Source organism: Actinokineospora inagensis DSM 44258 (assembly GCF_000482865.1).
GTDB lineage: Bacteria > Actinomycetota > Actinomycetes > Mycobacteriales > Pseudonocardiaceae > Actinokineospora > Actinokineospora inagensis.
This window is the reverse complement of sequence record NZ_AXWW01000017.1, coordinates 1-19949: the sequence shown is the minus strand read 5'-3', so window position 1 is coordinate 19949 and position 19949 is coordinate 1. Positions and strand designations below refer to the sequence as shown.

The following is a 19949-nucleotide window of genomic DNA, read 5'->3' as shown; positions in this document are numbered from 1 at the left end:
TTGTCCCCAGGTTTTCGCTGAGGCTCTTGACAGGTCGCGGGTTGCGCTAGGTTCAGGAATGGGGCCCCGGGCCCCGGGTGGGTGGGGTCCTGTCTGGGGGCGGATGGGGAGATGTCAATAGCTGGGGTGGTGGATCGGGGCGGGTGGGTGGGGCGGCGGCGTGTCTGGTGGGGGGTGGGGTGGCGGGAGAAACAATCAAGCGTGCATGCTTGAAAAGTGCGGTAGTGCGTGCGACGGTGGGGGTGTGACGGGACTGCGATCGGCTGTCGACACCGGTGGGGCTGAGTTTCGGGGCAACCGGGACAGCATGCTGGCGAAGGTGGCGGAGCTGGACGCGGAGCACGCGAAGGCCGTCGCGGGGGGTGGCGAGAAATACGTCGAGCGGCATCGCGGGCGGGGGAAGTTGTTGGCGCGGGAGCGGGTTGAGCTCCTGGTTGACGCGGATTCGCCGTTTCTGGAGTTGTCGGGGTTGGCGGGGTGGGGGTCGGAGTACCGGGTCGGCGGGAGCCTGGTCACCGGGATTGGGGTGGTGGCCGGTGTCGAATGCGTGATCAGCGCCAGTGATCCGACGGTCAAGGGTGGGGCGATCAATCCGTGGGGGATGCGGAAGGGGTTTCGGGCGGCGGAGATCGCGGCGCGGAACCGGTTGCCGACGATCAACCTGGTGGAGTCGGGTGGGGCGGATTTGCCGACGCAGAAGGAGATTTTCATACCCGGGGGGCGGACGTTCCGGGATTTGACGCGGGCGTCGGCGGCGGGAATTCCGACGGTGGCGGTGGTGTTCGGGAACTCGACGGCGGGGGGCGCGTACCTGCCGGGGATGTCGGACCACGTGGTGATGGTGAAGAACCGCGCCAAGGTGTTCCTGGGCGGGCCGCCGCTGGTGAAGATGGCCACCGGGGAAGAGGCGGACGACGAGGAACTGGGTGGCGCGGAGATGCACGCCCGCACCTCGGGCCTCGCCGACTACCTGGCCGAAGACGAGCGGGACGCGATTCGGCTCGGGCGTCGGATCGTGGGCCGGCTCAACTGGCAGAAACTGGGGCCGCCACCGGCGGACGATTACGCCGAGCCCGACCACGACCCGGAAGACCTGCTGGGCATCGTCCCCGGCGACCTGAAAACGCCGTTCGACCCGAGGGAGATCATCGCACGGGTGGCGGACGGGTCGGCGTTCGACGAGTTCAAACCGTTGTACGGCACCAGTTTGGTGACCGGGTGGGCACAGATCCACGGCTATCCGGTTGGTATCCTGGCCAATGCGCGCGGGGTCATCTTCAGCCAGGAAGCGCAGAAGGCGACCCAGTTCATCCAGTTGGCCAACCAGACCGACACTCCGCTGTTGTTCCTGCACAACACAACCGGCTACATGGTCGGCAAGGAATACGAGCAGGGTGGCATCATCAAACACGGCGCGATGATGATCAACGCGGTGTCGAACTCAGCGGTGCCGCACATCTCGGTCCTGGTCGGCGCCTCGTACGGGGCGGGGCACTACGGGATGTGCGGCCGCGCGTACGACCCGAGGTTCCTGTTCGCCTGGCCCAGCGCGAAATCGGCGGTGATGGGGCCAGCGCAGTTGGCCGGTGTGCTCTCGATCGTCATGCGGCAGGGTGCGGAAAAGCGCGGCCAGCCGTACAACGAGGAACACGACGCGGCGATGCGGGCCATGGTGGAAAACCAGATCGAGGCGGAGTCATTGCCGATGTTCCTGTCCGGAATGCTCTACGACGATGGCATCATCGACCCGCGAGACACCCGAACCGTGCTGGGTATGGCGTTGTCGGCCGTCCATTCCGGACCGATCAAGGGCGCCGACGGCTTCGGCGTCTTCCGGATGTGACCGCCGTGATCACCAGCCTCTTGGTCGCCAATCGCGGCGAGATCGCCCGCAGGATTTTCCGCACCGCCCGCGCGTTGGGAATCACGACGGTGGCGGTTTTCTCCGATGCGGACGCCGATTCCCCGCACGCGCGAGAAGCGGATCTCGCCGTGCGGCTCCCCGGCGTCACCCCCGCCGAGACCTACCTCCGCGCGGACGCCCTCGTCCAGGCCGCGCTCGACGCCGGTGCCGACGCCGTTCACCCCGGCTACGGCTTCCTGTCCGAGAACGCCGACTTCGCGCGGGCTGTGGTGGACGCGGGCCTGATCTGGGTCGGCCCGGAGCCCAAGGTCATCGCCCGGATGGGCTCCAAGATCGAGTCCAAGCGGCTGGTCGCCGAGGTGGGTGTCCCCGTTCTGTCTGAAGTGGACAATCCGACCCGCGGTGACCTGCCGCTGCTGATCAAGGCGTCGGCGGGTGGCGGTGGTCGTGGGATGCGGATTGTGCGCGACCTCGGCGACCTGGCGGGTGAGCTGAAAACGGCCCGGTCCGAGGCGGTTTCGGCATTCGGCGACCCGACCGTGTTCTGCGAACCGTACCTCGAGAACGGCCACCACATCGAGGTTCAGATCATGGCTGACCAGTACGGCACGATCTGGGCGGTCGGCGAGCGGGAATGCTCGATCCAGCGCAGGCACCAGAAAGTCGTCGAAGAGGCGCCTTCGCCGCTGGTCGAACGGACCCCGGGCATGCGGGAAAAGCTTTTCACGGCAGCGAAAGCCGCCGCTGAGGCCGTCGGGTACACCGGGGCGGGCACGGTCGAGTTCCTCGCGGACGACGACCGGTTCTACTTCCTGGAGATGAACACGCGACTCCAGGTCGAGCACCCGGTTACCGAGTTGGTCACCGGACTCGACCTCGTCCGCCTGCAACTCGCCATCGCCGAAGGCGGAGAACTTCCGGCCGACCCGCCCGCCACCACCGGTCACGCCATCGAAGCCCGCCTCTACGCCGAGAACCCGGCCAACGACTACCGCCCGCAAAGCGGCACCCTGTACCGTTTCGAGATCCCCAAAGGCGCCGTCCGCATTGACTCCGGCGTCGAATCGGGCTCGACAGTGACGGTGCACTACGACCCCATGCTCGCGAAAGTCATCGCGCACGCGCCGGAACGTGGAACCGCAGCAAGAATCCTCGCGAAAGCGCTCACTGACGCCACGATCCACGGCGTCACCACGAACCGCGATCTCCTGGTCCGCGTTCTCACACATCCGGCGTTCGTCAACGGCGATACCACCACGGCGTTCCTCACCAGCCACGATGTCACCAAACCCCTGCTGGACAAGGAAAGCGAAGCGCTGGCTGCCCTTGCCGCAGCTCTGGCCGACGCCGAGGCAAATCGGGCCGACGCCAAGGTGCTCGGCCGAATCCCCAGTGGTTGGCGCAATGTAGTCGCCCAGCCGCAGATCAAGCAGGTTGGTGACCACGAGGTCCGCTACCGCCTCACCCGCGCTGGTCTGGCAGGTGACATCGACCTCGTTGAGGCGACGCCGACTGTGGTCCGGCTGGCCGTCAACGGGGTCGTGCACCGGTTCCGGGTCAACCGGGTGCCTGGCTGGTCGTTTGTTGATACCGCTCGGGGTTCGGTCACGTTCGCCATGCCGGACCGGTTCCCCGACCCGTCGACCCAGGTCCAGGCGGGTTCTCTGCTCGCCCCCATGCCGGGCACCGTGGTGCGGATGGCGGTAAGAGCGGGCGACAGCGTTACCGCCGGACAGCCACTGTTGTGGATAGAGGCGATGAAGATGGAGCATCGCGTGGACGCCCCAGCGGACGGGGTCGTCACTGAGCTACCTGTCAGCGCGGGAGACGTAGTAGACGTGGGTCGGGTGCTAGCCGTAGTCGCAGCCAAGGAGGGCCAGTGATCGAGTCCGAGGAGCGTCAAGCGTTAAGAGACGCGGTGGGGGAGCTGGGTCGCAAGTACGGACAGGAGTACCTGCTCAAGGCAGCACGTACGGGCGGCCACACCACGGAGCTGTGGAACGAGGCGGGCAAGCTCGGCTATATCGGTGTCAACGTCCCCGAGTCGTACGGTGGCGGTGGTGGTGGGATCGGTGACCTCGCCGCTGTGTGCGAGGAGTTGGCCGCCGCCGGTTGCCCGCTGTTCCAGATGGTCGTGTCTCCCGCCATCTGCGCCACCATCATCGCGCGGTTCGGCACCGACGAGCAGAAGCAGCGGTGGCTACCGGGCCTGGCTGACGGTTCGCTGCGCATGGCGTTCGCCATCACCGAGTCTGAGGCGGGCTCCAACTCCCACCGCCTCACCACCACGGCCCGCCGTGACGGGGACGCGTGGTCTCTTACCGGCAGCAAGACGTTCATCTCGTGCGTGGACGAGTCGCACGCCGTGCTCATCGTTGGCCGTACCGGCGACGCTAAGACCGGCAAGCTAAAACCTGCGCTGTTCGTCGTACCGACCGACGCGCCCGGGTTGTCCTACCGCAAGATTGAGATGGACATCATCACCCCGGACTACCAGTTCCAGGTGTTCCTGGACGACGTCCGGTTACCGGCGGATGCCCTGGTCGGCTCCGAGGACGCCGCCTTGATGCAATTGTTCGCGGGTCTTAATCCGGAGCGCATTATGGCCGCGTCGTTCTCCGTGGGCATGGGCCGGTTCGCGCTCGCCAAGGCGGTGGACTACGCGAAGACGCGGCAGGTGTGGCAGCAGCCGATCGGCGCCCACCAGGCCGTCGCGCACCCGCTCGCCCAGGCCAAGATCGAGCTCGACCTGGCCAAGCTGATGACGCAGAAGGCCGCGTGGCTCTACGACTCCGGCGACGACATGGCCGCCGGTGAGGCCGCGAACATGGCCAAGTACGCCGCCGCCGAGGCCGCCATCCACGCCGTCGACGCGGCGGTGCAAACCCACGGTGGGAACGGTCTGGCCAGCGAGTACGGTCTCGGTGCGCTCGTCGCGGCGGCCCGGCTGACCCGGATCGCCCCGGTGAGCCGCGAGATGATCCTGAACTTCGTGGCGCAGTTCAGCCTGGGACTGCCCAAGTCGTACTGAGGGAGCCGGGGTGGCCGAACCGCGCCAGGACCGCAGCCGCGTCACCCGTCAGCGCCTGCTGGAGGCGGCGGTGGATTGCCTCGCCGAGGTCGGGTGGACCGGGAGCACGGTGTCCGTCGTCGCCGAACGCGCGGGCGTCTCGCGCGGGGCGGCCCAGCACCACTTCCCGACCCGCGAGGACCTGTTCACCGCCGCGATCGACTACGTGGCCACCGAACGGGTGAACTCTCTCCGCTCAGGGCTGCCCGCCGCCCCCACTGTCGCCCTGGTGGTCGAAGCTATTGGGGAGATGTACGCGGGGAAGTTGTTCAAGGCCGCGCTGCAACTGTGGGTCGCGGCGGCATCGGACGGGCAGTTGCGGGATCAGGTCGTGCCCCTGGAGACGAGGGTCGGCCGCGAGGCGCACCGGTGGGCGGTCGAGGCGCTGGGCGCGGACGAGTCGCGGCCGGGGGTCCGGGAGGTCGTGCAGGCGACGCTGGACATGGCGCGCGGCCTCGGCCTGGCGAACTTGCTCACGGACGACTCGAAGCGGCGCAGCCGGGTGCTGGCGGAGTGGGCGGAGGTGCTGGAACGGGTGCTGGCGTAGGTCAGCAGGGGGCCAGGTCGGCCTGGACCTGCTTGGAACGGGTGCCGACGCCGACGGTGGTGTGCGTGTCGGCGAGGCAGAAGGTGTAGAGGGGTTCGGCGGCGGGCTGGGCGAGGGTCAGCTCGGTGAAGTCGCCGGTGGCGCCCGCGTCGAGGCGGAGGTCGTTGGCTTCCCACTGGGTCATGGTGACGTCGTCGGGGCTGTTCGCGGCCGGGGCGGCCCAGGTGGTGGTGGAGACGTAGTCGCCGGCGGGGGTGTAGGTGAGCTGGATGCCGCCGGTGGGGGTGGTGAAGGCGGCGTGCCACTCGGTGACGTCGTCGGGGTCGCTGGTGGGGGTGGCGAAGACGGCGGTGAGGGCGCGGAAGGTGCTGCCGGGTGGGGCGTGCTCCTTGGCGGCGGTGATGAGGGTGGGTGCGGGGAGGGAACCGGTGGCGGAGGCTTGGCCGGCCAAACCGACCAAGCAGGCGATGACGGCGGCGACAGTGGTGAGGATGCGCATGAGCCCAGGTTTGTGGGGGTGTGGGCGCAGCGCAAACCGATCTAGACGGATTTGAGGTGGTGGATCAGGGCGGGGACGTTGACGATGAGCAGGGGGCCGGTGGGGTTCTTGCTGTCGCGCAGGTGACGGAGGGTGTTGCTCACCTCGACACAGTTGCTCTCCACGACGGACTTAGTCGACTTCTTGAACCTCATGGTGACTCCCGAGTATGCCCTCAAGCTCGGCCTGGATCATCTCTTTGGTCGCCTGCTCGGTGAGTGCGAGCTTGTCCAAAGATCGCTTGATCTCAGTGTAGGGCACGGTTTCTTCGTCGTAGAGGTAGGTCGACGAATGATAGTGTTCCAGGTGGACGACCGGGCTGAGTTGGTTGAACCGCATGAGGTGCCAGGCGGTGAACATCAACGATGTTGGCCGGTGCACGATCCGGATTGTCACATTTGGCCTGTCGCTCAACCGGATGAGTTTGTGGAGCTGTGCAACATGATTCTCCGGGGTGCAGAACGATGTCTGGATCGCTCGCGAGCCGATCAGCGCCGAGTACTCAAACAGCGGATCGTCCAACATCGCTTGGCGGGCAAGACGAATCCTTGTCATCTCGGCAATCTGTTCGTCATTGAAGCCCCAATCTCGCCCGATGGCCTCGATGTATCCCCGAGCCTGCAGGAGTCCGGGGATCATGGTCGGGTCGCAGTCGACTATCTGCCGGGCTTCCCCCTCGTGGGACAACAGGGCAGGGATGCCGTCTGACCGCCCTGACCACCAACCGAGGCTGGGTGTTTCCTTGGCTCGGGCCACCATCTCGTCCCGACGTGCGTGCGGGAGCTTGTAGACCATCGCCAGGATGGCCACCAGTTCGGGTGAAATGCTGCGTAGCCCACGCTCGACTCGGCTGAGGGTGGACTCGTTGTAACCGATTGCCTTGCACACGTCCCCGAGGCTCAGACCGGCGGCTAGGCGGATCGTCTTCAGCTCGGCGCCTAGAACACGGTCCTTCGGGGACGCCGGCTTGTGGTTGCCGCTCGGCACGGGGAGTCCTCCCGGGGGTTTCTGTCTGGGTGGGCAACGCCCTAGCTTCAGTGCTCCGAGGCGGAGACACCGCATCGTGTGGCAAATAGTGGAGGTAGTGGCCAGTGTTGCGCAATCCGGACGTCGACATCTACGCCAAGGTGCGACCGGGCACCGAGATCAGCTACGAGCTCCAGGGTGACGAGGTGGAGATGCGGTTCGAGGCCAGCACGAACTCGTTCGCCATGACCGCAGGCCTGGAGATGCTGTTGCGCATTGTATCGTGCCTGGGCGACGCCATGGGCGACCTGATGGCCGAGTACCAGAAGTCGGGTCGCGAAGCCATGATCGCCATGGCACGAGACGTCGTGCCGGTCAGCAAACCCGAGTGAGCACCATCGGCAGCGTGGGACCTCGCCGCACCTGCACTTGCGCCGCGATGAGTCGAAATCTCGCGGATTCGACCACAATTCCGGCAGGGGGTGGTCCATTCACGGAGTAACCAACCCCATGGTCCCCGCTGGCACGTATTTCCCACCCAACCGGAATCACTCAGGGATTTACGTGCCAGCGAGCGGACGGGGGCGATTACAGCCTGCGGTTGGCCAGGACGGGGATGACCTGGCGGGTTTCGTCGACCGTTGTCTCGTCGATGTCGACCACCAGGACCTCGGGGGTGTCCGCCAACTGGGCGACGACCTCCCCCTTCGGGTTGGCGACCGTGCTGTAGCCGATGCCCAGTGGGGCCGTGCCGGTGGACGGACCGGGGTCCGCTTGGCCTGCGGCGAGCACCCACGACGTCGAGTCCAGCGCGCGGGCGCGGACCAGCAGCTCCCACTGCTCCCGCTTGCCCGGCCCGGCACCCCAGGACGCGCCCAGCAGCACCGCCGTCGCGCCCTTGTCGGCGAGGGCGCGGAACAGCTCGGGGAAGCGGATGTCATAGCAGGTGGCGAGGCCGAAGGTGGTGCCGTCGAGGTCGAAGGTGACCACGTCGGAGCCGGGGGCGACGGTGCGGGACTCCTGGAAGCCGAACGCGTCGAACAGGTGGATCTTGTCGTAGCCGAGGTGGTGGCCCTGGCCGGTGACCAGCAGTGTGTTGACCACCCTGCCGTCAGCGGATGGGGTGAACATGCCCGCGACGACCACCACACCCGCGTCGTCGGCGATCTCCCGGACGGCCTGCGCCCACGGTCCGTCCAGCGGCTCGGCGACCGGGCCCAGCGGCACGGCGAAGTTCGCCATGGTCGCCTCGGGGAACAGCACGATCCGGGCGCCCTGGGCCGCCGCGTGCCGGACGTGCGTCCGGACCTGGTCGAGGTTCGCGGCCGGGTCGGGGCTGGAACTGATCTGACAGAGCGCTACGCGCACGAGGGCTCCCTGGGTGGTCGGCTAGTGTCGGTGCCTGTGTCGATCCTGCCGCGCCGACCGGGTCTCGTCATCGCTCTCGCGGGACTTCTTGCCGTGACCGCGTGCACCCCCGACCCGACCCCACCCGCGTCCGGTGATCCGGCCGGGACGTCGTTGGTGATCGGTGTGGCGCACGAGCCCGCTTCGCTGGACCCCCTGCAGGGTTACGCGCCGTATGGTGCCGCGAAGATCTATGACGGTCTGGTCGAGCACCAGCCCGGCGGCACTATGAAAGCCACGCTGGCCACCGCGTTGCCCCTACCGAGCGCGGACGGCCTCAGTTGGACCGCGCACCTACGGGACGACGTGTCGTTCACCGACGGTAGCGCGTTCGACGCCGCAGCCGTGGTGGCCGCTTACGGCAAGGTGGCCGACTCGCCGCTGCACGACCGGTTCTGGATGCTGAGCAAGGTCACCAGCGTCGACAAGACCACCGTCCGGTTCGACCTGTCCCGGCCCTATGCGGCTTTCCTGGACCTGCTGGTGCTGGGTATACCGGCGCAGACAAGCACACCGCAGAAGCCGGTCGGTACGGGTCCCTACGAGGTGTCGTCGTGGCAGCAAGGGCAGCGGTTGGTGCTCACGGCCAACAAGGCCTACTTCGGTGGGCGGCCCGCGATCACGACCGTCACCCTTGAGTTCATTCCCGACGACGAACTCCGCGCGCAACGCATGCGGGACGGCAAGCTCGACGGTACGGAGCTGCCCGCGCAACTGTCACGGGGCTTCGGAGGCGGTTTAACCGTCGTCGAACAGCGCGGCGCGGACATGCGCGCCGTGTCGTTCTCGGACCAAGGGGTCACCGCGGACCCGGCCTTCCGGTTGGCCCTCAACCTCGCCGTGGACCGGCAGGACGCGGTGAACAAGGCGCTACTCGGCAAGGGGCAGCCGTTGTCGCTACCGATGCCTCCCGCCCTGGCCGAGTTCATCGAGCCGGGGACCGTCATCGAGCACGACGTCACCCGGGCCAAGACGACATTGGACGCTGCCGGGTGGGTGCCCGGGGCGGACGGTGTGCGCGTACGGGCGGGGACTCGTGCAGAGTTCACGCTGTCTTATCCGGGCACCGATGTCACCTCGCGTGATCTGGCAGGTGCGTTCGCCGACGCTGCCGCTGCGGTAGGGATCAAGGTCACCGCTGAGGCCGGGAACAAGACCCAACCCGCCCTGGTGACCTTCGGTGACCCCTTCGACCCGGATACCGCCCTCTATTCGACTCTGCACACTACGGGCGGGCAGGTCGCCAAAGACCTGGATGAGGCCCGTACGGCTCTCGACCCTGCCGCGCGCGCCGTGGCCTACCGCGCCATGCAGCGCTCTTACGCCACCGCGCCGGCAATGGTCGTACTCGCCGTGCCTACCCACACCTATGTGCTCCGCGAGAACTGGACCGGGTACACGCCGGTGGTCGACGCGACCGGGGCGGACTACACGTGGGGGCCCTGGTGGAACCTGCAGGGCTGGACCCCCAACTGACCGAGCGCCGAGGGCTGTGACCTGCGGTACCGGGTGGCCACCGGACGTAGCACGCCGCCTATCCTGGTCCGGTCCCGTCGATGGAAGGACCCCATGCTCTCGCGCACCGACCTGCGTTCCGCCGTCCCGTCGCCCGTGGCGCTGCGCACCGCGCTGCCCCGGGCCGAGGTCGACGTGGACGCGGTCCTGCATCGGGTGCGACCGATTGTTGAGGACGTGCGGACCCGGGGTGTCGCGGCGGCGCTCGACTACACCGAGCAGTTCGACGGCGTCCGCGCCGAGTCCGTGCGGGTGCCGGTCGGTGAGCTGACGGCGGCCCTGGAGACGCTGGAACCAGCGGTCCGGGCGGCGCTGGAGGAGTCGATCGACCGCGCGCGGAAGGTGCACGGGGACCAGCGGCGCAGGGATGTGACCACCCAGGTCGTGCCGGGGGGCACGGTGACCGAGCGCTGGGTACCGGTCGCTCGCGTCGGGTTGTATGCGCCGGGTGGGCTGGCGGTGTATCCGTCCAGTGTGGTCATGAACGTGGTGCCAGCGCAGGCCGCTGGGGTCGAGTCGCTGGTGGTGTGTTCGCCGCCGCAGGCCGACTTCGGTGGGCGGCCGCACCCGACGATCCTGGCGGCGGCGGCGCTGCTCGGGGTGGACGAGGTCTGGGCGGTCGGCGGGGCACAGGCGATGGCGCTGCTGGCCTACGGCGGCACCGACACCGACGCGGCGGCGCTGGACCCGGTCGACATGATCACCGGGCCGGGCAACATCTACGTCACGGCGGCGAAGCGGCTGCTGCGCGGGTTGATCGGGATCGACTCCGAGGCGGGGCCGACCGAGATCGCGATCCTGGCCGACGCGACGGCCGACCCGGTGCACGTGGCGGCCGACCTGATCAGTCAGGCGGAGCACGACCCGCTGGCCGCCAGCGTCCTGGTCACCGACTCGGTGGAGTTGGCGGACGCGGTCGACGTCGAGTTGGCGGCGCAGGTGAAGGCGACGCGGCACAGCGAGCGGGTGGCCACGGCGTTGGGCGGGCCGCAGTCCGGCGTGGTGCTCGTGTCCACTGTGGAGGACGGGCTGCTGGTGGTCGACGCGTACGCGGCCGAGCACCTGGAGATCCAGACCGCCAATGCGCGCGCGGTGGCGGCCCGGGTGCGTAATGCGGGGGCGATTTTCGTCGGCGCGTACTCGCCGGTGTCGCTGGGTGACTACTGCGCGGGGTCCAACCACGTGCTGCCGACCGGTGGCTGCGCGCGGCACTCGTCGGGGCTGTCGGTGCAGACGTTCCTACGCGGCATCCACGTCATCGACTACAGCGAGGACGCCCTGCGCGAGGTCGCCGGGCATGTCGTCGCGCTCGCCGAGGCGGAAGACCTGCCCGCGCACGGTCAGGCTGTCACCGCCCGTTTCCAGGACCTCGGGTGATGGCCCCGGGCGAGCGCGCGGCACTGACAGACCTACCGCTGCGCGAAGACCTCCGTGGACGTTCTCCCTATGGCGCCCCGCAGTTGGACGTGCCGTACCAGCTCAACACCAACGAGAACCCGTACCCGCCGCCGCCGGAGTTGGTCGCGGACATCACGGCAGCCGTCGCCGAGATCGCGGGCACCCTGCACCGGTACCCCGATCGTGACGCCGTCGCTCTGCGTGCCGACCTGGCCGGTTACCTGGCGGAGTCGACCGGGGCGCCGCTGACGACGGCGAACCTGTGGGCCGCCAACGGGTCCAACGAGATCCTGCAGCAGATCCTGCAGGCGTTCGGTGGTCCGGGGCGGTCGGCACTGGGGTTCGAGCCGTCGTACTCGATGCACCCGATCATCGCGGCGGGCACCCGCACCGAATGGGCGCCGACCCCCCGGCGCGCGGACTTCTCACTCGACGTCGAGGCCGCCGCCGAAGTGCTCACCGAGCGTAAACCCGACGTCGTTTTCGTCACCAGCCCGAATAACCCGACCGGGCAGTCCGTCCCGCTGGCCGACCTGCGGACCCTGGTCGAGGTCGCGTCCGGGATCGTGGTCGTGGACGAGGCCTACGCCGAGTTCTCGCCGCAGCGCAGCGCGGTCCACCTGATCGACGAGTTCCCCACGAAGGTCATCGTCAGCCGGACCATGAGCAAGGCGTTCGCGTTCGCCGGGGGGCGCCTCGGCTACCTCGCGGCGGCTCCCGCCGTGGTCGACGCGTTGTTGCTGGTGCGCCTGCCGTACCACCTCTCGGCGCTGACCCAGGCGGCCGCCCGCGCCGCGTTGCGGCACGCGTCGCGAACCCTCGCCTCCGTGCACGCCCTGGCCGCCGAACGCGACCGGGTCGTCGCCGAGCTGACCGGGCTCGGCGCGACCGTCGTGCCCAGCGACGCCAACTTCATCCTCTTCGGACAGTTCGCCGACCCCCGGTCCGCCTGGCAGTCCTATTTGGACCAAGGTGTGCTGATCCGGGACGTCGGCATCCCCGGGCACCTCCGGGTCACCGTGGGCACCCCGGCGGAGAACGACGCGTTCCTGGCCGCCAGCAAGGAGATCGTGTGATGAGCAACCGCGTCGGCCGCGTCGAGCGGATCACCCGGGAGTCCACCGTCCTGGTCGAGGTCGACCTGGATGGCTCCGGTAAGGTCGAGATCGATACCGGCGTTCCGTTCTACGACCACATGTTGACCGCGTTCGGCACGCACGGCGCCCTGGACCTGGTCGTCCGCGCCACCGGCGACACGCACATCGACGCCCACCACACGGTCGAGGACGTCGCGATCGTGCTCGGCCAGGCGCTTCGGTCGGCTTTGGGGGACAAGAAGGGCATCCGCCGGTTCGGTGACGCGTGGATCCCGATGGACGAAACCCTTGCACACGCGGCGATCGACGCGTCCGGCCGTCCGTACTGTGTGCACACCGGCGAGCCCGAGGTGATGGTGGGTTTCACGGTCGGCGGCAATTATCCGACGGTGTTGAACCGACACGTGTTCGAGTCGATCGCCTTCCACGCGCAGATCGCCTTGCACCTACGGGTGATCCACGGTCGGGATCCGCACCACATCACCGAGGCCGAGTACAAGGCTTTCGCGCGCGCGTTGCGGGCCGCGGTGGAGCCGGACCCGCGCATCGGTGGTATCCCGTCGACCAAGGGTGTGCTGTAGTGCCGAAAGAAGTCATCGTCATCGGGCTGGTCGCGTTGGCGGGCATCCTGGCGGGCGGCGCGTACACGACGTGGAAGACGGCCAAGGTCATGGCCGGGGTCCTCGCGGTGCTGACCCTGGTCGCGTTGGGTGGCGCGATCGCCTGGTACACCTCGTGAAACGGGCAGCCGTGTGGGTGCGGTTGCCGCTCGACGAGGTGTCCGCGAAGCTCACCGGCCTGCGGCCACGGGTGCTGGTGCCCACCCCGGAAGGTGTTTTCGTGGTCGGCCCCAACCCACCGGACGAGCAGTCACTCGCCGAAGTCCGGTCGTCGGTGGGCGGTGTCGGTCTCAAGTGGACCGACGACGGCATCAAGACCTACGGCGGCGCCGCCTACCTCGACGTGACCGCCGCGTCCGCCGTGGACCTGTTCGACGCGGCAGGATTGCCGGAGGAAGCGGAAATCCTGGTCCGAATCGACGCAGGCGACGTGGACAAGTCGGTACCGGTGAGCAGCGCGCGACGGATGCCCAGCAAGGCCCGCGTGATCATCGCGCCCGCGGTGATCTTCGTGGCGGTGCTGGTGCTCGGCGTCGTTTCCCCGCGCCTGCTGTTCCCCGACCCGGTCGCCGGATCAGGCGTGGTCATCGCCATGGCGGCGATGGCGTGGACGGTGCTGCAGGGTGTTCGGGTGACCCGGCCGAGACGGCCGGTCGTGGTGGACCTGCTGGGGCGTTGAACTCGCTCGAATGGGTTGTGCGGCACTTTTGGGGATGTGGATGGAGGGCGGAGCATCCCCTGAATCCCAAAGTACTGGGCGAGTTGGGGGGAGGACAAGCGGGCGGTGTCTGGCTGTGGATGGGGCTGGGGGTGCCGGGCCAGATGGCGGGTTGGCTCAGTAGGTGGTGGCTGACTGGGACTGCGGGGCGTCTGGTTCGCCTGGGGTAGGGCTGTGCCGGCGGGTCGGTGACTGACCGGGCGGGCGCGGCTTCCCCTGTGACGTCATGGCTCCGGGACGTCATGGCTCCGGTCGAGCTAACCGGCGTAGATGGACGGCGGTCGACAGCCGGGACTGCGGTTCGCGTTGTCCACATGGTGTGGGGGTGTCCACAGGGCCGTGTGCGGCGGTCGAGGTTGGGCGGGGTGTCTGGGTAGGCTGGAAAACGGGGGCTGCTCGGGGCTGTTGATCTTCCTGGTGTGCTCAGCCGATTCCGCCCTCGGTGGCGGCCTTGAGTTTTGGGGCGCCGGGGCCGAAGGTGGCGAGTTGGTCGTCGTCGTTCATCAGGGTGCAGGACTTGAGGGACAGGCAGCCGCAGCCGATGCAGGAGGTGAGGTTGTCGCGGAGGCGTTGCAGGGAGTCGATGCGGGCCTCCAGTTCACCTCGCCAGGTCTTGGACAGGCGGGCCCAGTCGACCTTGGTGGGGGTGCGGCGTTCGGGGAGGGTGTCCAGGGCCTCGTGGATCTCCTCCAGGCTGAGGCCGACCCGTTGCGCGGTGCGGATGAAGGCCAGCCTGCGGAGCACGGCGCGCGGGTAGCGGCGCTGGTTGCCCGCGGTGCGCTCGGCGGCGATCAGGCCGCGTTCCTCGTAGAAGCGGAGCGCGGTGTGCGGGACCCCGCTGCGGTCGGCGACCTCGCCGATGGTCAGGGCGTCGGGCAGTTTGGACACCCCACCGACCCTACCGGGTACCTCCAGCATGGACGAGGTAGCCGGTCGGCACGTGCGCGGTGGGCCAAACGCCGTTCGCGCTCAGGTGGAACACGTGCTTGCCCGGGGTGACCTGTGCACAATCGGTTTCCACGGTGGGCACCCATGGTGACAGTGGCCCCGTAATGGCCGGTCCATACCGCTTCAACGCGGCCAACAACTAGACGCCGAGCACCGCCACGGCCAAACCGGTGAGTTCGGCGGCCAATGCCGGACGGGAGGCGAGGCGCGCGGTGCGGGGAAGGTCGTTGACGATTGTCAGCGCCGCGTGCACGGTGACGCGGGCGGCTGGCTCGCTCAGGTCTGGCTGGGCCTCACGTAGTAGTCGAACCCATTCGGCGACGTAACCTCGTTGCAGTGCCCGCAACTCTCGACCATCCCGCTCCGGTAGGTTCGCCAGCTCCGTGGTGTAGACGGCGATAAGGTCGTCGGAGCGCATAACGGTGTCTACATAGGATCGGGTAAGTCGCTGTAGTGCGTCGGCGGCCGAAGATGCCGATGCCAGCGAGTCCTCTAGGCCCCAACGGAGCCGGTCGGCCATACGGCGGCTCGCGGCGAGCAGGATGTCGGATTTCGACGCGAAGTGGCGGTAGACGCTAGGGCCCGCGATGCCCGTGGCCGCGCCGATGTCCTCCATGCTGACGGCCAAGAAGCCCCGGTCGCGGAATAGCCTTGTCGCAGCCGTTAGCAGTTCCTCGCGCCGAGTCTGGGTAGGGCCAACGCGCCAGTTGGCGCTAACTGTGCCGGTAGCCAACGGCGCGCGGATGACGGCGTCGGCCAGCCCGGCCAGCAGCGGCGCGAACACGGGCATCGGCAGCGTCACCCGGTGGTCGCCGACGCTGCCGAAGACACTCAGCGCGGCGAAGCAGGTCAGTTCGGCCTCGGCCGGGGTCATCGGTCGCCGCAGCAGCCGCATCCCGGCGACGACCTGCCCGAGCAGTGCCCCCACCCGTCGTCGGATTTCCTTCTTGTCCGCCTCGTGCAGGTTCCGACCCTCCCACCGCCACAGGGCGGTGAGCGCTCGTTGCTCGATCGAGACCTCGGCGGTGGCCCGCAGCAGCGGTTCGAAGGCGGCCGGGTCCGCGGCGCAGGCCGAGACCAGCGGCGCCAGCCGGTCGGTCAGCTTGTCGATGCCGCTGAGCAGCACGAACCCGAGCACGTCCTGCTTGTTCTGGAAGTGCCGGTAGAGCGCGGGGCCGGTGACGCCCGCGGCGGCGGCGATGTCGTTCACCCCGACCGCGTGGTAGCCGCGGCGGCCGAACAGGTCGGCGGCGGCCTCGGCGAGTTGACCCTTCCGGTTGCGGCGCGTGCCCGGTGGCACCAGGCACCTCCTTACCGGGTGTGAGTGAGAGCGGAGTTACCACGTTAAGCGCCGGACTCGTCGTTGACAACCAGGCGATACTCGCGAGTATGTTAATGGGCATTAGCGCCAGCCCAAGCTGTGAGAGAGGACGAGCGTGAGCACCGAGGCCTTCATCTACGAGGCGGTCCGCACGCCGCGCGGGCGCGGCAAGCGGAACGGCTCACTGCACGGGGTCAAGCCCATCTCGCTGGTCGTCGGCCTGCTCAACGAGCTCACGGCCCGCCACCCCGACCTGGACCCGGCCACCATCGACGACATCGTGCTGGGCGTGGTCTCCCCGGTCGGCGACCAGGGCTCGGTCATCTCGCGCAGCGCCGCCCTGGCCGCTGGCCTGCCGGACACCGTCGCGGGCCTGCAGATCGACCGGTTCTGCGCGTCCGGCCTGGAGGCGGTCAACACGGCCGCGGAGAAGGTCCGCTCCGGCTGGAACCAGTTGATCGTGGCCGGTGGCGTCGAGTCGATGTCCCGGGTGCCGATGGGCTCCGACGGCGGCGCCTGGTTCAACGACCCGGAGACGAACTACGACACGTACTTCGTCCCGCAGGGGGTCAGCGCCGACCTCATCGCCACCATCGAGGGCTTCGGCCGCGACGACGTGGACGCGTACGCCGTCGAGTCGCAGCGCCGGGCCGCCGCGGCGTGGTCGGCGGGCTACTTCACCAAGTCCGTGGTCCCGGTGCGCGACCGCAACGGCGTCGTCCTGCTCGACCACGACGAGCACATGCGGCCCGAGTCGACCGTGGAGGGCTTGGGCAAGCTCAAGCCGTCGTTCGCCGACATCGGCGAGTACGGCGGGTTCGACGCGGTGGCCCTGCAGCGCTACCACGCCGTGGAGAAGATCAACCACGTGCACACCGCCGCGAACTCGTCCGGCATCGTGGACGGCGCCGCCGTCGTGCTGGTCGGCACCGAGGCCGCCGGTCAGGCCGCCGGGCTCACCCCGCGGGCCAGGATCGTGTCCGCCGCGGTCACCGGTGCCGAGCCGACGATCATGCTCACCGGTCCCACCCCGGCCGCCCGCAAGGCGCTCCGGCTGGCCGGGCTGACCCCGGACGACATCGACGTCTGGGAGCTCAACGAGGCGTTCGCGGCCGTGGTGCTGAAGTTCACCCGGGACATGGGCATCCCGCACGACAAGATCAACGTCAACGGCGGGGCGATCGCCATGGGCCACCCGCTCGGCGCGACCGGCGCGATGATCACCGGCACCCTGCTCGACGAGCTGGAGCGCCGGGGTGCCCGCCGCGGCCTGGTCACCCTCTGCATCGGCGGCGGCATGGGCGTCGCGACCATCATCGAGCGAGTCTGAGGACGGCATGAGCGACAACATGATCGGCTGGGCGTCCGCCGCCGACGGCATCGTCACGCTGACGATGGACGACCCCAACCAGGGCGCCAACACGATGAACGACCTGTTCCGGACGTCCTTCGCGGCGACCGTGGAGCGGTTGGAGGCCGAGAAGGACAGCATCACCGGCGTCATCATCACCTCGGGCAAGAAGACCTTCTTCGCGGGCGGCGACCTCAACCAGCTCATCCGGGCGCGGCCGGAGAACGCCGCCGAGATGACGGTCACGGTCAACACCATGAAGGACTTCTTCCGCCGGCTGGAGCTGCTCGGCAAGCCGGTGGTCGCCGCGATCAACGGCGCCGCGCTCGGCGGTGGCTACGAGATCGCGCTGGCCACCCACCACCGGATCGCGGTGGACGCGCGCGGGGTCGAGATCGGCCTGCCCGAGGTCACCCTGGGTCTGCTGCCGGGCGGCGGCGGTGTCACCCGGACGGTGCGGATGCTGGGCATCCAGAACGCGCTGCTCAACGTCCTGCTGCAGGGGCAGCGGCACAAGCCCGCGAAGGCGTTGGAGCTGGGACTGGTCGACGAGCTCGTGTCGTCGCCGGATGAGCTCATCCCCGCCGCGCAGGCGTGGATCAAGGCCAATCCCGAGGCCAGGCAGCCCTGGGACACCGACGGCTACAAGATCCCCGGCGGGACCCCGTCGAACCCGAAGTTCGCCGCCAACCTGCCCGCGTTCCCGGCGAACCTGCGCAAGCAGCTCAAGGGCGCCCCGATGCCCGCACCGCGCAACATCCTCGCCGCCGCCGTCGAGGGCGCGCAGGTCGACATCGACACGGCGACCCGCATCGAGACCCAGTACTTCGTGAATGTCGCCGTCGGCCAGGTGTCGAAGAACATGACGCAGGCGTTCTTCTTCGACCTGCAGGCCATCAACAAGGGCAACAGCAGGCCGGACGGCATCGAAAAGCACGTCGTCGAGCGGGTGGCGGTGCTGGGCGCCGGGATGATGGGCGCCGGGATCGCGTACTCCAGTGCGCGGGCGGGCATTGAGGTCGTGCTCAAGGACGTGACGCTGGAATCGGCCGAAAAGGGCAAGGCGTACTCGGAGAAACTGCTGGAGAAGGCAGTCGACCGGGGCAAGATCACCCGCGCCAAGGCCGACGAGGTGTTGGCCCGGATCAAGCCGACCGCGTCCGCTGAGGATGTCGCAGGCGTGGATCTGGTGGTGGAAGCCGTTTTCGAGAGCCCCGAGCTGAAGAAGAAGGTGTTCGGGGAAATCGAGGACCTCGTCGCGCCGGACGCGTTGCTGGGGTCGAACACCTCGACGTTGCCGATCACCGGGCTGGCCGAAGGGGTGAAGCGGCAGGAGGACTTCATCGGGCTGCACTTCTTCTCGCCGGTGGACAAGATGCCGCTGCTGGAGATCGTGGTCGGCGAGAAGACCTCGGACGCCGCACTGGCCAAGGCGTTCGACTACGCGCTGCAGATCAAGAAGACGCCGATCGTGGTGAACGACAGCCGCGGGTTCTTCACCAGCCGGGTTATCGGGACGTTCATGAACGAGGCCCTGGCAATGGTGGGAGAGGGCATCGCGATTCCGTCGATCGAGCAGGCGGGCACGCAGGCCGGATACCCGGCGCCGCCGCTGCAGTTGCTGGACGAGCTGACTCTGACGCTGCCGCGCAAGATCCGGGACGAGGCGCGGGCCGCTGTTGAGGCTTCCGGTGGGGATTGGCCCGCGCATCCGGCGGATGGGGTGCTGGACCGGATGGTGCTGGAGTTCGACCGCAAGGGACGGTCGGCGGGGGCGGGGTTCTACGAGTACGAGTCGGGGAAGCGGGCCGGGTTGTGGGCTGGGCTGACTTCCGCTTTCGGGTCGGGGAGTGTGGAGATCCCGTTCCAGGACATGCAGGACCGGATGCTGTTCGCCGAGGCGCTGGAAACGGTGAAGTGCTTCGACGAAGGCGTCCTGCGGACGGTGCCGGACGCCAATATCGGGTCCATTTTTGGGATCGGGTTCCCGGCCTGGACCGGGGGGATCATCCAGTTCATCAACGGGTACGAAGGGGGGCCTGCGGGGTTTGTGGCGCGGGCTCGCGAGTTGGCGGCGGCTTATGGGGAGCGGTTTGAGCCGCCTGCGTCGTTGGTGGGTAAAGCTGAGGCGGGGGAGTTGTACGTGTAGTTGGTGTTCCGCTGCCCGTCGTCCTGGTTTCGGGGCGGCGGGCAGCGGCGTTTGTGCGGGGCTTTGGGGCATGGATCTGGATCATGCATCTGGGGGTGTCGGTGGGTTCGTCTAGGCTGTGTATTTGGGGGCTCATGTTCAGGTTGATCATGAGTGCTGGGTGGGTGGCTGATCTTGTCGGTGGGGCGAGTTAGGCTGTATATCGGGGGCTTGTGCGGAGGTTGATCTTGGTTCTTGGCTGGTGGGCGATCTTGTTAGTGCTCGCGGCTAGGCTGTGTATTCGGGGCTTTGGAGTGGGTTGATCATGCTCCGGGCGCGGGTGCTGATCTTGTCGGTGGGGTCGGTTAGGCTGTGAGGGTTATTCAGGAGTCGGAGTGGTCGAGTTTGCACTACCCCTGATCAACTAAGCGGCAGTCCGTTTGAGAGAATTCGGTTACCAC

19 protein-coding genes are annotated in these 19949 nt (G+C 68.2%); 13 read left to right on the top strand and 6 right to left on the bottom strand.

Annotated elements, in window-relative coordinates:
• Window positions 1–244 precede the first annotated feature (244 nt).
• Genes H504_RS0107020 through H504_RS0107005 form a run of 4 tightly spaced genes read left to right on the top strand, consistent with a single transcriptional unit; the run spans window position 245 to window position 5481 of the window.
• Window positions 245–1843 (top strand): acyl-CoA carboxylase subunit beta, encoded by a 1599-nt coding sequence (locus H504_RS0107020; protein WP_026422195.1) that lies wholly within the window; start codon window positions 245–247, stop codon window positions 1841–1843.
• 5 nt (window positions 1844–1848) lie between these two features.
• Window positions 1849–3747, top strand: coding sequence for an acetyl/propionyl/methylcrotonyl-CoA carboxylase subunit alpha (locus tag H504_RS0107015; protein WP_026422194.1), 1899 nt, complete (start codon window positions 1849–1851; stop codon window positions 3745–3747).
• The gene (locus H504_RS0107010; RefSeq protein WP_026422193.1) at window positions 3744–4895 is read left to right on the top strand and encodes an acyl-CoA dehydrogenase family protein; all 1152 of its coding nucleotides are present in this window, start codon (window positions 3744–3746) and stop codon (window positions 4893–4895) included. Before H504_RS0107015 ends, H504_RS0107010 begins: the two co-directional genes overlap by 4 nt.
• Window positions 4896–4905: 10 nt before the next feature.
• Window positions 4906–5481, top strand: a complete 576-nt coding sequence (locus H504_RS0107005) for a TetR/AcrR family transcriptional regulator (protein ID WP_026422192.1) — start codon at window positions 4906–4908, stop codon at window positions 5479–5481.
• Window position 5482: 1 nt separating this feature from the next.
• Here H504_RS0107005 and H504_RS0107000 read toward each other — a convergent pair whose 3' ends face one another.
• Genes H504_RS0107000 through H504_RS0106990 form a run of 3 tightly spaced genes read right to left on the bottom strand, consistent with a single transcriptional unit; the run spans window position 5483 to window position 7006 of the window.
• Complete coding sequence (locus tag H504_RS0107000) at window positions 5483–5980, bottom strand: hypothetical protein (protein WP_026422191.1); 498 nt, start codon at window positions 5978–5980, stop codon at window positions 5483–5485.
• A 41-nt stretch (window positions 5981–6021) separates the two neighbouring features.
• Window positions 6022–6174 (bottom strand): DUF397 domain-containing protein, encoded by a 153-nt coding sequence (locus tag H504_RS39550; protein WP_084467444.1) that lies wholly within the window; start codon window positions 6172–6174, stop codon window positions 6022–6024.
• Entirely contained in the window at window positions 6152–7006 is an 855-nt protein-coding gene (locus tag H504_RS0106990) for a helix-turn-helix domain-containing protein (RefSeq protein ID WP_026422190.1), read from the bottom strand. Before H504_RS0106990 ends, H504_RS39550 begins: the two co-directional genes overlap by 23 nt.
• A 104-nt stretch (window positions 7007–7110) precedes the next feature.
• On the opposite strand from H504_RS0106990, the gene H504_RS0106985 reads away from it, so the two are divergent.
• Window positions 7111–7377: a hypothetical protein gene (locus H504_RS0106985; protein WP_026422189.1), complete on the top strand. Its 267-nt coding sequence runs from the start codon at window positions 7111–7113 to the stop codon at window positions 7375–7377.
• 196 nt (window positions 7378–7573) lie between these two features.
• Here the strand turns inward: H504_RS0106985 and H504_RS0106980 are convergent, their stop codons facing one another.
• Window positions 7574–8353: a carbon-nitrogen hydrolase family protein gene (locus H504_RS0106980; RefSeq protein ID WP_026422188.1), complete on the bottom strand. Its 780-nt coding sequence runs from the start codon at window positions 8351–8353 to the stop codon at window positions 7574–7576.
• Between the two features lie 30 nt (window positions 8354–8383).
• On the opposite strand from H504_RS0106980, the gene H504_RS0106975 reads away from it, so the two are divergent.
• The 6 genes from H504_RS0106975 (at window position 8384) to H504_RS0106950 (ending at window position 13701) form a co-directional block, all read left to right on the top strand.
• The gene (locus H504_RS0106975) at window positions 8384–9868 is read left to right on the top strand and encodes an ABC transporter substrate-binding protein (protein WP_245614099.1); all 1485 of its coding nucleotides are present in this window, start codon (window positions 8384–8386) and stop codon (window positions 9866–9868) included.
• A gap of 93 nt (window positions 9869–9961) precedes the next feature.
• Complete coding sequence (gene hisD, locus H504_RS0106970) at window positions 9962–11284, top strand: histidinol dehydrogenase (RefSeq protein WP_026422186.1); 1323 nt, start codon at window positions 9962–9964, stop codon at window positions 11282–11284.
• Window positions 11284–12381: a histidinol-phosphate transaminase gene (locus tag H504_RS0106965; protein ID WP_026422185.1), complete on the top strand. Its 1098-nt coding sequence runs from the start codon at window positions 11284–11286 to the stop codon at window positions 12379–12381. Before hisD ends, H504_RS0106965 begins: the two co-directional genes overlap by 1 nt.
• Complete coding sequence (hisB, locus tag H504_RS0106960; RefSeq protein WP_026422184.1) at window positions 12381–12983, top strand: imidazoleglycerol-phosphate dehydratase HisB; 603 nt, start codon at window positions 12381–12383, stop codon at window positions 12981–12983. Before H504_RS0106965 ends, hisB begins: the two co-directional genes overlap by 1 nt.
• Window positions 12983–13141, top strand: a complete 159-nt coding sequence (locus H504_RS41860) for a hypothetical protein (protein WP_169735344.1) — start codon at window positions 12983–12985, stop codon at window positions 13139–13141. The genes hisB and H504_RS41860 overlap by 1 nt, the downstream gene beginning before the upstream one ends.
• A complete protein-coding gene (locus tag H504_RS0106950) occupies window positions 13138–13701 on the top strand; it encodes a hypothetical protein (protein ID WP_157440257.1) in 564 nt (187 codons plus the stop codon). Before H504_RS41860 ends, H504_RS0106950 begins: the two co-directional genes overlap by 4 nt.
• Before the next feature lie 462 nt (window positions 13702–14163).
• Here the strand turns inward: H504_RS0106950 and soxR are convergent, their stop codons facing one another.
• Both soxR and H504_RS0106940 read right to left on the bottom strand, forming a co-directional pair.
• Complete coding sequence (gene soxR, locus H504_RS0106945; protein ID WP_026422182.1) at window positions 14164–14628, bottom strand: redox-sensitive transcriptional activator SoxR; 465 nt, start codon at window positions 14626–14628, stop codon at window positions 14164–14166.
• Between the two features lie 199 nt (window positions 14629–14827).
• Window positions 14828–15988 (bottom strand): TetR/AcrR family transcriptional regulator, encoded by a 1161-nt coding sequence (locus H504_RS0106940; RefSeq protein ID WP_245614098.1) that lies wholly within the window; start codon window positions 15986–15988, stop codon window positions 14828–14830.
• 136 nt (window positions 15989–16124) lie between these two features.
• On the opposite strand from H504_RS0106940, the gene H504_RS0106935 reads away from it, so the two are divergent.
• On the top strand, window positions 16125–17339 hold the full coding sequence (locus H504_RS0106935) for an acetyl-CoA C-acetyltransferase (protein WP_026422180.1): 1215 nt from the start codon (window positions 16125–16127) through the stop codon (window positions 17337–17339).
• A gap of 7 nt (window positions 17340–17346) precedes the next feature.
• The gene (locus tag H504_RS0106930) at window positions 17347–19509 is read left to right on the top strand and encodes a 3-hydroxyacyl-CoA dehydrogenase NAD-binding domain-containing protein (RefSeq protein ID WP_026422179.1); all 2163 of its coding nucleotides are present in this window, start codon (window positions 17347–17349) and stop codon (window positions 19507–19509) included.
• The last annotated feature ends 440 nt before the right edge of the window (window positions 19510–19949 follow it).